Source organism: Roseomonas sp. BN140053 (assembly GCF_047690175.1).
Classification (GTDB): Bacteria; Pseudomonadota; Alphaproteobacteria; order Acetobacterales; family Acetobacteraceae; genus Roseomonas.
The window spans coordinates 18,654-31,685 of sequence record NZ_JBLLEB010000007.1; the positions used below are offsets into that span (position 1 = coordinate 18,654).

Sequence of the window (13,032 nt, forward strand, 5' to 3'; positions counted from 1 at the left end):
CCCGCACCGGCGCGGCACGCCCGCGCCGGGCAGCGCCCTCAGGGCCGGACGAGTTCCTCCGCGGCCGTCGCTTCCCCGTCCGGGAGGCGGGACCCGGCGCCCTTGGGCGTGCGCAGCAGCAGGGCTCGCAGCAGCGCGATGATCGCGTCGCCCGCCGCCTCACCCCCGCTGCCGGCCGGCGGCGACAGCGCGGGATGCACGGCGATGCCCGGCGGCGCGGCCGCCGAGGCCATGGACCACCCGTCAAAGGCGGCCGCGCCCGGGGTGCCCCGGTGCAGCACCACGATGTCGGAATGGCGGGGATCGCGCTGGATGCGGTTGAAGGCGGCCTCCGCGGCCGCAAAGGGACCTTCCAGTACCTGGGCGAAGAGCTCGCCGGTGAACAGCAGGGCGCCGGTCACGCCCGCCTGGGCGTTGTTGCGGCGGGACGCTTCCAGGATGCTTCCCAGTTCGGCCGCGGCCGCCGTCTTGTCCGGCGGCAAATGACTGCGGCTGAGGTAGACGACGCGCAGCATCGAAGAAGGCTGATCAAGCATGCCACCCTGCCCGGCATTGGCGAGACGCCAGTGTTGCAGCGGCTGGTTGCTCCGGAGTTAACCCGGTTCCGTGCCGCGCGGGTGGTGCGGCCGCCCTCCGGCGGGACCCGCGGCGGCGGCGCGGCCCGGCGGAGGACGCTTCGCTGGAACGGCGCGCACCCGCCGCAGGTCGGCAGGAGCACGCCTCGTCACGCCGGCAGCGCCACCACCATCAGTAGCGTCCGCTGGATCGGGATCTCGTTGCTGTCCGACACGATCACCGCCAACAGCCGCCCGCCGTGCCGCACCACGCTGACGCCTTCCCAGTTATCCGTGGGCAAGGGCGGTTCCAGCCGCAACAGCAGCTCCCCTTCCAGCAGGCTGCCCTCGGCGGCCGATGCCAGCGCCGCGCGAGACAGGCGGGACAGCCGGCCGCTCAGCCCGCCGAACAGGCTGAAGCGCCGTTCCAGCACCAGCGCGCCGCCATCGGGCAGGGGGCAAAGGTCGCTGGGGTCGAAGCCCCAGCCCGGGTGATAGGCCAGCCGGTCCCAGCGCACCCGCCCGTCCCGGAACTGCCCGATCCAGCCGGTGCGCATCCCCTCGTCGCGCCGGGCGGAAAGCTGCTCCGCCAGCGCCAGCCAGCGCCCGTCCGCCAGCACCGCCAGGGCTTCCAGCCCGCCGTTAAACGGCGCGTCCTCGATGCCCGGCGGCGGGTCCATCGGTTCCGGCAGCCCGTCGAGGTCGCGGTAGCGCCAGATCCGGTGCCAGCGCTCGAACCCCACCAGCCAAGACCCGTCCGACAGCCGCGCCAGGCTCTCGGCATCCGAGTCGATCTTGGCCACCAGGCTGCGCCCGTGCGGGTCGTGCAGCGCGCCCCGGCGCGGCGCCTCGATCCGCAGCGGCGCCCCGGCCTCGTCCAGCACCAGCCGAGCCGTGGCCCAGGTGCCGCCGTCGCCGATCGCCGTCAGCGCCAGTTCCCCCGCCGCGTCGCGCCCGACATGCAGCCCCGACAGCCCGCCGCGCCCCAGCGCCGTGCCGTCCAGCTCCAGCACGCCCAGCACCTGCTCGCCGCCCAGCGGCAGCGCTTCCGCGTCCGGCAGCCGACGCGACAAGGGCCGTGGCCCGCCGATCGTGCAGCCGCCGAGCGCGGCCGCCGCGGCGAGGAGGATGCGTCGGCGCGGGTGGTTCACGAGGGGGCGCCGCCCCCTCGCGCGCCCCCGCCGGGGACCCCGTAGGTTCCCGGACCCCGCCGTGAGTTGGCGCTCGTGGACAGGGGGTGCCCCGCGCCGATGCGCGGGGCACCCCCTGTCCACGAGCGCCATACTTTTGCGAACGGAAGGTCCAGGAAACCCAGTTTCCTGGCGGGGGTGCAGGGGGCAGAGCCCCCTGCGGGCCACATGCGCGACGCAGCCTCAGGCGATGGCCGGCGCGCGTTCCGCCGCCGCGCGCTGATAGGCCGCCGCCGCGTCCTCGTCGAACATGTCGGCCAGCTTCTTCATCATGGTACCGCCCAGTTCCTCGGCATCCACGATGGTCACGGCGCGGCGGTAGTAGCGCGTCACGTCGTGGCCGATGCCGATGGCGATCAGCTCCACGATGTCGCGCCCCTCGATGTCGGCGATCACCTTGCGCAGGTGGCGTTCTAGGTAGTTGCCGGGGTTCACGCTCAGCGTGCTGTCGTCCACCGGCGCGCCGTCCGAGATCACCATCAGGATGCGACGATGCTCGCTGCGGCCGAGCATCCGGCGATACGCCCAGTCCAGCGCCTCGCCGTCGATGTTCTCCTTGAGCAGCCCTTCGCGCAGCATCAGCCCGAGATTCTTGCGCGCCCGCCGCCAGGGCGTGTCGGCCGACTTGTAGACCACGTGCCGCAGATCGTTCAGCCGGCCGGGGTTGCGCGGCTTGCCGTCCTGCACCCAGCGCTCGCGGCTCTGGCCGCCCTTCCAGGCGCGGGTGGTGAAGCCCAGGATCTCCGTCTTCACGGCGCAGCGTTCCAGCGTGCGCGCCAGGATGTCGCAGCACATCGCCGCCACGGTGATCGGCCGCCCGCGCATGGAGCCGGAATTGTCGATCAGCAGCGTCACCACCGTGTCGCGGAAATCCGTGTCCCGCTCGCGCTTGTAGCTCAGCGAGTGGTTCGGGTTGGCCACGATGCGCGCCAGCCGCGCGACGTCGAGCTGCCCTTCTTCCAGGTCGAATTCCCAGGCGCGGGTCTGCTGCGCCATTAGCCGCCGCTGCAGCCGGTTGGCCAGCTTGCTCACCACACCTTGCAGATGGCTCAACTGCTGGTCCAGCTGCTGCCGCAGCCGCGCCAGTTCGTCCGGGTCGCAGAGGTCCTCGGCGCCGACTTCCTCGTCGAAGCGCTTGGTGTAGGCGCGGTACAGCGAGGCGTCGTCGGTCTGCGGCACCTCCTTGCGCTGCTGCGGCCCGCCCGGGCGATCCTCGCCCTCCGCGGCAGCGCCCTCTTCCTCCTCGCCTTCGCCCTCTTCCTCGGCCGCCTCGCCCTGCATCTGCTCGGGCTGCGCGCCCATGATGCTCTCGGCTTCCTGCGACTGGGATTCGCCCTCGCCGGAATTGTCCTGCGGCACGGAGGAGTCGCCGCCCTCGTCGCCCTCCTCCTGCTCGTCGGAAGGCTCCGCCTCGACCTCGGCCTCCGCCAAGTCCAGCGCGGTCAGCAGCTTGCGCGCGGCGCGGCCGAAACTGTCCTGATTCTCCGTGGCCGCGGCCATCTCGTCCAGCGCCGCGTCGGCCTTGGGGCCCAGCGCGTCGCGCCAGAGTTCCAGCACCCGCTGCGCCGCGGCCGGCGCCGGCTCGCCCGAAAGGCGCTCGCGCGCCAGCAGGCTCAGCGCCACCGGCAGCGGCAACTGGTCCTTGCGGGTCATGCGGTCGTAGCCTTCGCTCTCCGCCTGTTCCCGTAGCCGGGCGCGCAGGTTGGCCGCGACCCCGGCCATCACCTTGCCGCCCACGGCCTCGACCCGCGCCTGTTCCAGCGCGTCGAACACCTCGCGCGCGTCGCGCCGCGAGGGAGTGCGGGCGGTGTGCGTCGCTTCGTCATGGTGCCGCAGCTTCAGCGCCACCGCGTCGGCTGCACCGCGCAGCCGTGCCATCTCCGCCGGCGGCAGGGCGCGCGTCGGCAGCGGCAGTCGCGCCCGCTTGCCGGAAATGCCGGACGGGCCGGGCTGGAAGGCGACCTGCACGTCCTCGGTGCGGGCGATGGCGCGCACCGCGCCGGCGGTGGCGCGCTTGAACTCTTCCTGCCGGGACAGGTCCTTGGAGTTGCCGCTCATGCGCTCTCGCCTTTCGCGCGGGAGGGCCGCGCGCTGCGGCGCACCGCTCCCGATGCGCGCCGCGAAAACTGCGGCGCGCGTTCCGTTCCTTACGCCTTGACGTAGAGACCCGTCGGGATCTCCTCGTTGAAGCAGCGCTGGTAGTATTCCGCCACCGTGCCGCGCTCCGCCTCGTCGCACTTGTTGAGGAAGGTGAGGCGGAAGGCGAAGCCGACATCGCCGAAGATCTTGGCGTTCTCGGCCCAGGTGATCACGGTGCGCGGGCTCATCACGGTGGAAATGTCGCCGGCGATGAAGCCCGCCCGCGTCAGGTCGGCCAGCGCCACCATGGCGTCGATCTGCTTGCGCCCGGCGGCGTCCGACACGGCCATCTTGGCGGCCACGATGTCGGCTTCCTGCTTGTGCGGCAGGTAGTTCAGCGTGGCCACGATGTTCCAGCGGTCCATCTGGCCCTGATTGATCTGCTGGGTGCCGTGGTACAGGCCGGTGGTGTCGCCCAGGCCCACGGTGTTGGCCGTGGCGAACAGCCGGAAATACGGGTTCGGCCGGATCACGCGGTTCTGGTCCAGCAGGGTCAGCCGGCCCTCGACTTCCAGCACGCGCTGGATCACGAACATCACGTCCGGGCGGCCGGCGTCGTACTCGTCGAACACCATGGCGCAGGGGTGCTGCAGCGCCCAGGGCAGGATGCCCTCGCGGAACTCCGTGACCTGCTTGCCGTCCTTCAGGACGATGGCGTCCTTGCCGATCAGGTCGATGCGGCTGATGTGGCTGTCCAGGTTCACGCGCAGGCAGGGCCAGTTCAGCCGCGCCGCCACCTGCTCGATATGGGTGGACTTGCCGGTGCCGTGGTAGCCCTGGATCATCACGCGGCGGTTGTGCGCGAAGCCCGCCAGGATCGCCATCGTGGTGTCGCGGTCGAAGCGGTAGGTGCTGTCGGCTTCCGGCACGTGCTCGGTGGGGACGCTGAAGCCCATCACCTCCATGTCGGTGTCGATCCCGAAAACCTCGCGCACCTTGATCCGCAGGTCAGGCTTCTCGGGACGGCTCTCGGCCAGGGCTGCGATGTTGCTCATCGGGGTGGGTTTCCCGTTCGGGTTTGTGTCGCGGGGCCGCGCGTGGCGTTCAGGCAGCCACGCCGGCGGAAAGCGGCGCCATGGAAGCGAGGCGCTTGCGCAGCAGCGAATAGGCGCGGTTGATGTCCTTCAACCGTTCCTCGCAGGACTTGTCGCCGCCATTGGCATCGGGGTGGTAGCGCTTGGCCAATTCCTTCCAGCGGTCGCGCAACGCGTCGTCCTCCAGAGGCCAGCCCAGCCCCAGCACGTCCAGTGCCGCGCGCAACTCGGCAGGGGCCTTGGTGGCGGTCTTGTTGGGCGTCGGCTTGGTGTCGGTGAACAGACCCAGCGGGTCCTTCAGCTGCGACGGGTCGAACTTGCCGTTCTGCCCCAACCGGCCGAGCGGCCAGGTCGGGCGCTGCCAGCCATTGTCTTCCTTCAGGTGCTGCTCGATCTCATCGGGGCTCATGCCCTTGTAGAAATCCCAGGCTTGGTTGTAGGCGCGGACATGCGTCAGGCAGAAATGGTAATAGTCGCGCAGCCGCGACCGGTCACGAGGGGCGCGAAATTCGCCGGCCGCGTCGCAGCCGGGGGCTTCGCAGGAACGGAAGCTGCTGCTTCCAGGTGAGGGCGGGGAAGGGCTTGTTGCGCCGCGGCGGGCCATGATGAGTCCACTTATGGGCCCCAGGTGCCGGGGCGGCAAGGCGCGAATCTGCGCTTCACAAGTGATTGCGGCGCATGGGAAAACCGCTTGCATGACCGTTCCCGATACCCGCGCCGGCCGCCTCGGCGACGCCCTGTCCCAGGCCTTTCCCGGCGCCGCCGTCACCGTGCGCGACGACAGCCACCTCCATGCCGGCCACAGCGGTGCCCGGCCGGGAGGCGAGACTCACTACGCCGTGCGCGTCGTCTGGGAGGGCTTCGGCGGCATGTCGCGGGTGAACCGCCAACGGGCGGTAAATGCGGCCGCGGCGCCGGAGTTCAACAGCGGCCTGCACGCCCTGGCGATCGAGGCCAAGGCGCCGGGAGAGGGCTGAGCCAGCGGGACAAGCGCGCGCGCAACGCGGGGGAGGGCTGGCGCGCCTAGGCCGGCTCCGGAAACCGCGCCCGCGTCACCGGGCTGTCCGGCGCATAGGCCAAGCAGGTCCCCAGCAGCCGGCTCGCCGCGGCCTGCTTGGCCTCGCCGCTCTCGCGCTCCCGCCGCATCCGCAGCGCCGCCACGGTCTGGAAGGCTACGGTGGCCATCTGCCCCAGCAACTCGCGCAGGTGGGTGCAGCCTTCCACCCCGCCCACCCGCTCCTTCACCGCCTGGGTGAACCCCTTGCCGATCCGCAAACCGGCGAGCCGCCCGAAATTCGGCGCTGCCCGCGGGCAGATGGAATAGGGCGAGAAGTCCGTCGCTGCCTCGCAGTTCACGATCAGCAGCGTCTCGTCCACCGTCAGCCGCAGCCCCATGCCGTGCAATGGCTCGCCGGGGGCGATGCTGCCGCGGTCGCGGTTCTCCATGGCGTAGCTCTTGGTGTCGGTCAGCCAGGCCTCGATGTCGAACAGCCCGTCCTCGCGCTGAAAGCCCTGCAGCTCGATCTGCCGGCGATGCAGCGGCGCGCGCGGAACGGGGGCGGACAAGGGCATTGGGGCGAACTCCGGCAAGGGCACGGCGGAACCTGCGCTGCACCGCAATATGGGGCGCCGTTGCCAGGCTGGCGACCCCGCCCGCGCCTGTCCGGGGCGGAGCAGGAAAGGCCGGGGGAGTGAACCCCCCCGGACCCCCCCCTTCCTTTTTTCAGGAGTTCAGAGCGGGCCGCCAGCCACGGGCGCTCCCCAAAACTCCCGAAAACAGAAGGGGGGCGGGGGATACTTCCCCCCGGCTTGCTTTCTTCACCGGGCCAGAACAAAGCCCCGGCCGTTCTCAGTCCACCCCGCCGGCCTCGCGCAGCACGGCGGCCACCACGTCGGGCGGCACCTCGCCGGTCGTGAACACGTCTCCCGGCGAGCGGATCAGCACGAAGCGCATCGCGCCATCGCGCGCCTTCTTGTCCTTGCGCATCCGCCCCATCAGCGCCTCCAGCGAGAAGCGCCGGTTCAGCGAGGCCGGCCGCGCCGGCAGTCCCACCGCTTCCAGGTGCGCCTCCACCCGGCCGGGCAGCACGGGGTCGCAATGGCCGAGCCGGGCGGAAAGCTGCGCCGCCAGCACCAGCCCGATCGCCACCGCCTCGCCATGCAGCAGCGACCCGTCATAGCCGCATTCCGCTTCCAGGGCGTGGCCGAAGGTATGGCCGAGGTTGAGCAGCGCCCGGCCGCCTTCCGCTTCCTCCTCGCGCTCGTCGGCGGCCACCACCGCGGCTTTCAGGCGGCAGGATTCCAGCACGGCGTGGCGCAGCAGCGCCGGGTCGCCCGCCACCGCGGCCGGGCCGTTGGCCTCGCACCAGGCCCAGAGCGGGCCGCCCAGCAGCCCGTGCTTGGCCACCTCCGCCCAGCCCGCCCGCAACTCGCGCGGCGGCAGGGTGGCCAACGTGCCGGTATCGGCCAGCACGATCCGCGGCTGGTGAAAGGCCCCCGCGAGGTTCTTTCCCGCCGCGAGGTTGATGCCCGTCTTGCCGCCCACGGAACTGTCCACCTGCGCCAGCAGCGTGGTGGGCACCTGCACGAAGGGCAGGCCGCGCAGCGCCACCGCGGCGGCAAAGCCGGCCAGGTCGCCCACCACGCCCCCGCCCAGCGCCACCACGGCGGTGCGCCGGTCCGTGCCCGCCGCCAGCAGGCCGTCCAGCACCGTTTCCAGCAAGGCCAGGCTCTTGGATCCTTCGCCGGGTTTCACCGCGATCTCCGTGCGGATCTCGAACCCCGCCTCTTCCAGCCCGGCGCGCAGGGTGGGGCCGTGGATCGCCGCCACCGCGGCGTCCGACACCACCGCCACCTTGCGCGACGGCAGCACGGGGGCCAGCAGCCCGCCGGCCCGGGCCAGCAGGTTCTCGCCGCACAGCACCTCGTAGGCGCGCTCGCCCAGCGACACCCGCAGCCGCGCGGGCGGGCGGTGCGCCAGCAGGATCTCCTCCACGCGGTTGGTCGTGTCCTCCGGGTTGTGGTCGGTGCAGTCCACCACCAGGTCGGCCTCGGCGTAGAAAGGGTTGCGGGCGGTGCTCATGCCTTCCAGCACCGTCATCACGTCCCGCCCGACAAACAGCGGCCGGTGGTCCCGCGCGCTGATCCGCCGCGCCAGCACCGGCAGGGAACAGCGCATCCACACCGCCGTGGCGCCCAGGGTCCGCACCGCCTGCCGGGTCAGCGGGTTGACGTAGGCGCCGCCGCCGGTGGCCAGCACCACCGGCGGGCCGCTCAGGATGCGGGCGATCACCCGGCGCTCGCCGTCGCGGAAATGCGCCTCGCCGTAGCGGGCGAAGATGTCGAACACCGGCAGCCCGGCGGCCGCCTCGATCTCGGCATCGGCGTCCAGGAAGGGCAGGCCCAGCCGCGCCGCCAGGCGCCGTCCGATGGAGGACTTGCCCACCCCCGGCAGCCCCACCAGCACCACCGAGCCGCGCGGCGGCTGGGGCAGGGACCCCGCCCCGCCCGGGATCGCCCCGCTCGGCACGGCCCCGCCCGGCATCGCCCCACCCTGGGCCACCTCACCCTGGGTCACCTCACCCTGGGCCGCACCGCCCGCAGCCGTCCCACCCGCAGCTGTCTCGCCGGGCGCCATTCCCGGCCCACCGCCGGGCGTGCCGCCGGGGATCCCGCCCGGGTCGCCATGGGGCGCGCTGCCGGGGGAGGGTGGTTGCGAGTGGGGATCGAGGAGGAGGCCGAGGTTGCGCGACACGATGCGCAAGGCTAGCACGGCTCCGCCCGTACGCGAGGGACCCCGCGCAACTCCATGTTCCGTCGTCCGCTGCTGCTCATCCTCGTCATCGTCTTCGGGCTCCTGGTCCTCGGCCTGCTGGCGATCGGCGCCTTCCCGCCCGGCATCGAGCCGCGCACGGTGGAGCGCACCATCCCCGCCGAGCGCTTCGGCACGCGCTAGGGCGGCCCGCGCCGGTGGACGCCCGCATCGAGGCGTTCCTGGAAATGCTGGCGGCCGAGCGCGGCGCCGCCCGCAACACGCTGTCCGCCTACGAAACCGACCTGGAGGACGCCGCGGCCCATCTGCGTCGCCGCGGCGAAACCCTGGTGTCGGCCACCGAGGGCGGGCTGCGCGGCTACCTGGCCAGCCTGGGCGATGCCGGCCTGGCGCCGCGTACCGTGGCCCGCCGCCTGTCCGCCCTGCGCCAGTTCTTCCGCTTCCTGGCGCGCGAGGGCGTCCGCCCCGATGACCCCACGGAGCTGCTCGACGCCCCGCGCCTGCCGAAAACCCTGCCCCGTGCCCTGCGCGAGGCGGAGGTGGAAGCGCTGATCGCCGCCGCCGCCCACCTGCATGGCGGCCGCGGCACCCTGGCCGCCGCGATGTGCGAGCTGCTCTACACCTCCGGCCTGCGCGCCTCGGAACTGGTGTCGCTGCCCGCCGCGATCCTGAACGACGCCTCCCCCCTGGTGACGGTGCGCGGCAAGGGCGGCAAGGAACGGCTGGTGCCGCTCAGCCCCCGCGCGCGGGCGGCGCTGCGTTCCACCCAGGACCCGAAGAAGCCCTCCCGCTGGCTGTTTCCCTCGCGTGGGGCGTCCGGCCACCTGACGCGCCAGTCCCTCAACGCCCTGCTGCGCGACGCCGCGCTGCAGGCCGGGCTGGACCCCGCCCGCGTCACCCCGCACGCGCTGCGCCATTCCTTCGCCTCGCACCTGCTGGCCCGCGGCGCCGACCTGCGCTCCCTCCAGGTGCTGCTGGGCCATGCCGACATCGCCACCACCCAGATCTACACCCACGTCCTGGAAGAACGCCTCCGCGCCGCGGTGGAAACCCATCACCCGCTGGCCCGCCCCGACCCCGTGGACGCCGACGACCCTCCGCCCGCGTGAGGCCGCCGCTGTCGGGCACGCCGGCCCGGGTGGCTGCCTGGGGTGGCCTGGACATGCGGCCAGGGGCGTGCCCCGGCACCCCGCCGGGAACCGGCTTTCCCAGCCCCGCTGTTCCGCGCCCCCCGGAACGGGCAGAACCCACCCGCAGCCCGAGGAGGTTCCCCTGGACATCGCCGGTTCCATCCGCGCCGCGCTGGTTGAAGCCCAGGCCGCCCTGCAGGCCCTGTGCGAGGACGCCGACACCCTGGCCGCGCTGGAGCGCGCCGGCCTCGCCCTGGCCGACACCTTTCGCCGCGGCGGCCGCGTGTTCAGCTGCGGCAATGGCGGCTCCATGTGCGACGCCATGCACTTCGCCGAGGAGCTCTCGGGCCGCTTCCGCGACGACCGCGACCCCCTGCCGGCCGCGGCCATCAGCGACCCCGGGCACCTCAGCTGCGTCGGCAACGACTACGGCTACGCGCAGGTCTTCAGCCGCTACATCGCCGCCCATGCCCGGGCCGGCGACGCGCTGCTGGCCATCAGCACCAGCGGCCGCAGCGAGAACGTGCTCCAGGCTGCCCGCACCGCGCGCGAGCGGGGCGTGCTGGTGATCGCGATGACCGGCCAGCGCAACAGCCCGCTGTCGGAACTGGCCGGGATCGAGCTGGCCACCCCGGCGGGCCGCTACGCCGACCGCGTGCAGGAGCTGCACATCAAGATGATCCACATCCTGATCGAACTGACGGAGCGGCAGCTTTTCCCGGCCAGCTACCGCTAGCCTTCGGCAGCGCTGTGCCAGGGAGGACGGAATGGCTGACGAGAAGCTCGAACTCAGCGTCGAGCGCCACATCGACGCGCCGGTGGAACAGGTCTGGCGCACCATGACCGAACGCTTCGCCGAATGGTTCTGCCCCAGGCCCTGGCGCGCCGAGGCGCGAGAGCTGGACTGGCGCCCGGGCGGCCGCAGCCTGGTGGTGATGCACGGCCCGAACGGTGAGGAACTGCCCAACGAGGGCGTGGTGCTCGCCTTCGAGCCGAACCGGCCCTTCATCCTCACCGATGCCTTCACCGCCGGCTGGCACCCCGCCGGCCCCTTCATGGTCGGCGTCTTCGCGGTGGAGCCGGACGGCACGGGCACGCGCTACCGCGCCAGCGCCCGCCACTGGACGCGCGAGGCCATGGAGCGGCACCGCGAGATGGGCTTCGAGGCCGGCTGGGCCGCCGCCGCGGACCAGCTCAAGGCGCTGGCGGAACGCCCCGCCGCCTGAGCGGCCACGGGGCGCGGCCCGCACGCACCCGTGCGGCATCCCGTACCCGCCACGCCCTTGCGCCGCGTCCTGGCGCCTGCTGGGCTTCCGTCCGGGGGCACCCACCCCCGGAAGGAAACCCCCATGCCGACCCCGTTCCGCCGCGGTGCCTCGACCGCCGCCGCGCTGCTCGCCATCGTCGCGCCGCTCGCCGCCGCGCGGGCGCAGCAGCCCGCCGGGCTCGCCCCGCGCGAGGTGCCCGCCCATTCCCTGCCGGTGCCCACCACCGTCAGCCCCGAGATGCAGCGCATCATCGCCATGCCGCTGCGCCCGGGCTGGAACACCCCGCCCACCACGGCGGAGGGCTGGCGCGCCGCGCAGGAGGCCGGCGCCGCCGCCGCCCGCCAGGCGCTGCCCGCCCTGGCCCAGCGCCTGCGCGTCCGCGTGGAGCCCACGGTTATCGCCGGCGTGAAGGCCTACACGATCACCCCCGAAACCATCCCGCCCGAGAACCGAGAGCGCCTGCTGGTCCACGTCCACGGCGGCTGCTACGTGCTCAACCCCGCCGAGGCCGCGCTGGGCGAGGCGATCTTCATGGCGGGGCTGGGCGGCTTCCGGGTGATCTCGGTGGACTACCGCATGCCGCCCGAAGCCTATTTCCCTGCCGCCCTGGACGACGTGGTGGCGGTGTGGAAGGCCACCGCCGCCAACACCGACCCGCGCAACATGGCGATCTTCGGCTCCTCCGCCGGCGGCGCCCTGACGCTGGAAGCGGTGCTGCGCGCCAAGGCCGAGGGCCTGCCCCTGCCGGCCGCCATCGCCCCCGGCACGCCGATGGCCGACGTGTCCGGCCCCGGCGACAGCTTCCGCACCAACGCCCTGGTGGACAACGTGCTGGTGTCGCCCGACGGCTTCTGCGACGCCGCCACGCGCTTCTACGCGGACGGCCACGACCTGAGCGACCCGCTGCTCTCGCCGGTCTACGGCGACCTGCGCAACTTCCCGCCCACCATCCTGACCACCGGCACGCGCGACCTGCTGCTGAGCAACACCGTGCGCATGCACCGCGGGCTGCGGCAGGCCGGGGTGGAAGCGGTGCTGCAGGTCTACGAGGGCCAGTCGCACGCCCAGTTCTACCGCGACGACACCGCCCCCGAAACGCGCGAAGCCTTCGCGGAGATCGCGGGCTTCTTCAACAAGCACCTCGGGCGCTGAGGGCGGCTGCGGGGATGGGGGGGCGGCCGGGCAGGGCGGCCCGCCCGGCCCGCCATCCCCCGCCGCGGCGGGGCACGGTTCGGCGCCGCACCGGTGGCGCCCGCACGGCCGCCATGCCATGCCTCGCCGCCACGGAACCACGAAGGCGCATGATGAGCCTGCAGCTCTGGCTGGTGTACCTCGTCGCGGCGCTCGGCCTGTCGCTCACGCCGGGGCCGAACGGGCTGCTCGCCCTGACCCACGGCGCCCGCTTCGGCCTGCGGCCGGCCGCCTGGACGGTGCTCGGCGGCGCGCTCGGCTTCCTGCTGCTGATCGCGGCCTCGCTCGCCGGCATGGGGGCGCTGCTCGCGGCGTCGCACACGGCCTTCACCGCGGCAAAATGGGCCGGGGCCGCCTACCTCGTTTTTCTCGGCATCCGGCTCTGGCGCTCGCCGGCCCCGGTGGTGTCCGCCCCGGCCCTCGCCGCCCCCGGCGGACGGGACGCGGCGCAACCGCTGCGGCTGTTCGGGGACGGGCTGCTGGTGGCGGTGTCCAACCCCAAGGCGATGCTGTTCTTCGCAGCCTTCCTGCCGCAGTTCATGGTGCCCGGCGCCTCCTTCGCCGCCCAGCTGCTGCTGCTCGGCGGCACCTTCGTGGTGGTGGAGGTCGCCTATGAGCTGCTGCTGGCCAGCCTCGCCGGCCGCATCGCGCCCTGGCTCGGCCGCCACGGCCGGGCGTTCAACCGCGCGGCGGGCGGCACCTTCGTCGGCATCGGGGCGGTGCTGGCCAGCTCCGGCCGCTAACAACCCGGTCC

General features: G+C 73.0%; 14 protein-coding genes. 7 read left to right on the forward strand and 7 right to left on the reverse strand.

Annotated features, from left to right (window positions below; all coding sequences use genetic code 11):
• Window positions 1-38: 38 nt before the first annotated feature.
• The 5 genes from ACLIBK_RS09035 to ACLIBK_RS09055 all read right to left on the reverse strand — a co-directional run bounded on the left by ACLIBK_RS09035 (window position 39) and on the right by ACLIBK_RS09055 (window position 5,521).
• Window positions 39-515 carry a BLUF domain-containing protein gene (locus ACLIBK_RS09035; protein WP_415386918.1) on the reverse strand — a complete coding sequence of 159 codons (477 nt, stop codon included), beginning with the start codon at window positions 513-515 and terminating at the stop codon, window positions 39-41.
• Between the two features lie 209 nt (window positions 516-724).
• Entirely contained in the window at window positions 725-1,705 is a 981-nt protein-coding gene (locus tag ACLIBK_RS09040; RefSeq protein WP_415386919.1) for an esterase-like activity of phytase family protein, read from the reverse strand.
• A 222-nt stretch (window positions 1,706-1,927) separates the two neighbouring features.
• Window positions 1,928-3,802, reverse strand: a complete 1,875-nt coding sequence (gene cobT / locus ACLIBK_RS09045; protein WP_415386920.1) for a cobaltochelatase subunit CobT — start codon at window positions 3,800-3,802, stop codon at window positions 1,928-1,930.
• Between the two features lie 89 nt (window positions 3,803-3,891).
• Window positions 3,892-4,878: a cobaltochelatase subunit CobS gene (gene cobS / locus ACLIBK_RS09050; RefSeq protein WP_415386921.1), complete on the reverse strand. Its 987-nt coding sequence runs from the start codon at window positions 4,876-4,878 to the stop codon at window positions 3,892-3,894.
• Window positions 4,879-4,927: 49 nt separating this feature from the next.
• Complete coding sequence (locus ACLIBK_RS09055) at window positions 4,928-5,521, reverse strand: DnaJ domain-containing protein (RefSeq protein ID WP_415386922.1); 594 nt, start codon at window positions 5,519-5,521, stop codon at window positions 4,928-4,930.
• A gap of 91 nt (window positions 5,522-5,612) precedes the next feature.
• On the opposite strand from ACLIBK_RS09055, the gene ACLIBK_RS09060 reads away from it, so the two are divergent.
• Window positions 5,613-5,894 (forward strand): BolA family protein, encoded by a 282-nt coding sequence (locus ACLIBK_RS09060; RefSeq protein WP_415386923.1) that lies wholly within the window; start codon window positions 5,613-5,615, stop codon window positions 5,892-5,894.
• Between the two features lie 46 nt (window positions 5,895-5,940).
• On the opposite strand, the gene ACLIBK_RS09065 is transcribed toward ACLIBK_RS09060, so the two are convergent.
• Together ACLIBK_RS09065 and aroB are read right to left on the reverse strand one after the other, a co-directional pair.
• Window positions 5,941-6,489 (reverse strand): DUF2889 domain-containing protein, encoded by a 549-nt coding sequence (locus ACLIBK_RS09065; protein WP_415386924.1) that lies wholly within the window; start codon window positions 6,487-6,489, stop codon window positions 5,941-5,943.
• A gap of 277 nt (window positions 6,490-6,766) precedes the next feature.
• The gene (gene aroB, locus ACLIBK_RS09070) at window positions 6,767-8,689 is read right to left on the reverse strand and encodes a 3-dehydroquinate synthase (RefSeq protein WP_415386925.1); all 1,923 of its coding nucleotides are present in this window, start codon (window positions 8,687-8,689) and stop codon (window positions 6,767-6,769) included.
• A 36-nt stretch (window positions 8,690-8,725) separates the two neighbouring features.
• On the opposite strand from aroB, the gene ACLIBK_RS09075 reads away from it, so the two are divergent.
• The 6 genes from ACLIBK_RS09075 to ACLIBK_RS09100 all read left to right on the forward strand — a co-directional run bounded on the left by ACLIBK_RS09075 (window position 8,726) and on the right by ACLIBK_RS09100 (window position 13,021).
• Window positions 8,726-8,872 (forward strand): hypothetical protein, encoded by a 147-nt coding sequence (locus ACLIBK_RS09075; RefSeq protein WP_415386926.1) that lies wholly within the window; start codon window positions 8,726-8,728, stop codon window positions 8,870-8,872.
• 14 nt (window positions 8,873-8,886) lie between these two features.
• Window positions 8,887-9,798, forward strand: a complete 912-nt coding sequence (locus ACLIBK_RS09080; protein WP_415386927.1) for a tyrosine recombinase — start codon at window positions 8,887-8,889, stop codon at window positions 9,796-9,798.
• Window positions 9,799-9,865: 67 nt separating this feature from the next.
• On the forward strand, window positions 9,866-10,555 hold the full coding sequence (locus tag ACLIBK_RS09085) for an SIS domain-containing protein (protein WP_415386928.1): 690 nt from the start codon (window positions 9,866-9,868) through the stop codon (window positions 10,553-10,555).
• Window positions 10,556-10,586: 31 nt separating this feature from the next.
• Window positions 10,587-11,045, forward strand: coding sequence for an SRPBCC domain-containing protein (locus tag ACLIBK_RS09090; protein ID WP_415386929.1), 459 nt, complete (start codon window positions 10,587-10,589; stop codon window positions 11,043-11,045).
• A 123-nt stretch (window positions 11,046-11,168) separates the two neighbouring features.
• Window positions 11,169-12,239 (forward strand): alpha/beta hydrolase, encoded by a 1,071-nt coding sequence (locus ACLIBK_RS09095; RefSeq protein WP_415386930.1) that lies wholly within the window; start codon window positions 11,169-11,171, stop codon window positions 12,237-12,239.
• 149 nt (window positions 12,240-12,388) lie between these two features.
• Window positions 12,389-13,021, forward strand: a complete 633-nt coding sequence (locus ACLIBK_RS09100; protein ID WP_415386931.1) for a LysE family translocator — start codon at window positions 12,389-12,391, stop codon at window positions 13,019-13,021.
• Window positions 13,022-13,032: the final 11 nt, after the last annotated feature.

Coding starts and splice junctions, on each gene's coding strand:
- ACLIBK_RS09035 (WP_415386918.1), bottom strand. CDS start 515: ATGCTGCGCGTCGTCTACCTCAGCCGCAGTCATTTGCCGCCGGACAAG.
- cobT (WP_415386920.1), bottom strand. CDS start 3,802: ATGAGCGGCAACTCCAAGGACCTGTCCCGGCAGGAAGAGTTCAAGCGC.
- cobS (WP_415386921.1), bottom strand. CDS start 4,878: ATGAGCAACATCGCAGCCCTGGCCGAGAGCCGTCCCGAGAAGCCTGAC.
- ACLIBK_RS09055 (WP_415386922.1), bottom strand. CDS start 5,521: ATGGCCCGCCGCGGCGCAACAAGCCCTTCCCCGCCCTCACCTGGAAGC.
- ACLIBK_RS09060 (WP_415386923.1), top strand. CDS start 5,613: ATGACCGTTCCCGATACCCGCGCCGGCCGCCTCGGCGACGCCCTGTCC.
- ACLIBK_RS09065 (WP_415386924.1), bottom strand. CDS start 6,489: ATGCCCTTGTCCGCCCCCGTTCCGCGCGCGCCGCTGCATCGCCGGCAG.
- ACLIBK_RS09075 (WP_415386926.1), top strand. CDS start 8,726: ATGTTCCGTCGTCCGCTGCTGCTCATCCTCGTCATCGTCTTCGGGCTC.
- ACLIBK_RS09090 (WP_415386929.1), top strand. CDS start 10,587: ATGGCTGACGAGAAGCTCGAACTCAGCGTCGAGCGCCACATCGACGCG.
- ACLIBK_RS09095 (WP_415386930.1), top strand. CDS start 11,169: ATGCCGACCCCGTTCCGCCGCGGTGCCTCGACCGCCGCCGCGCTGCTC.
- ACLIBK_RS09100 (WP_415386931.1), top strand. CDS start 12,389: ATGATGAGCCTGCAGCTCTGGCTGGTGTACCTCGTCGCGGCGCTCGGC.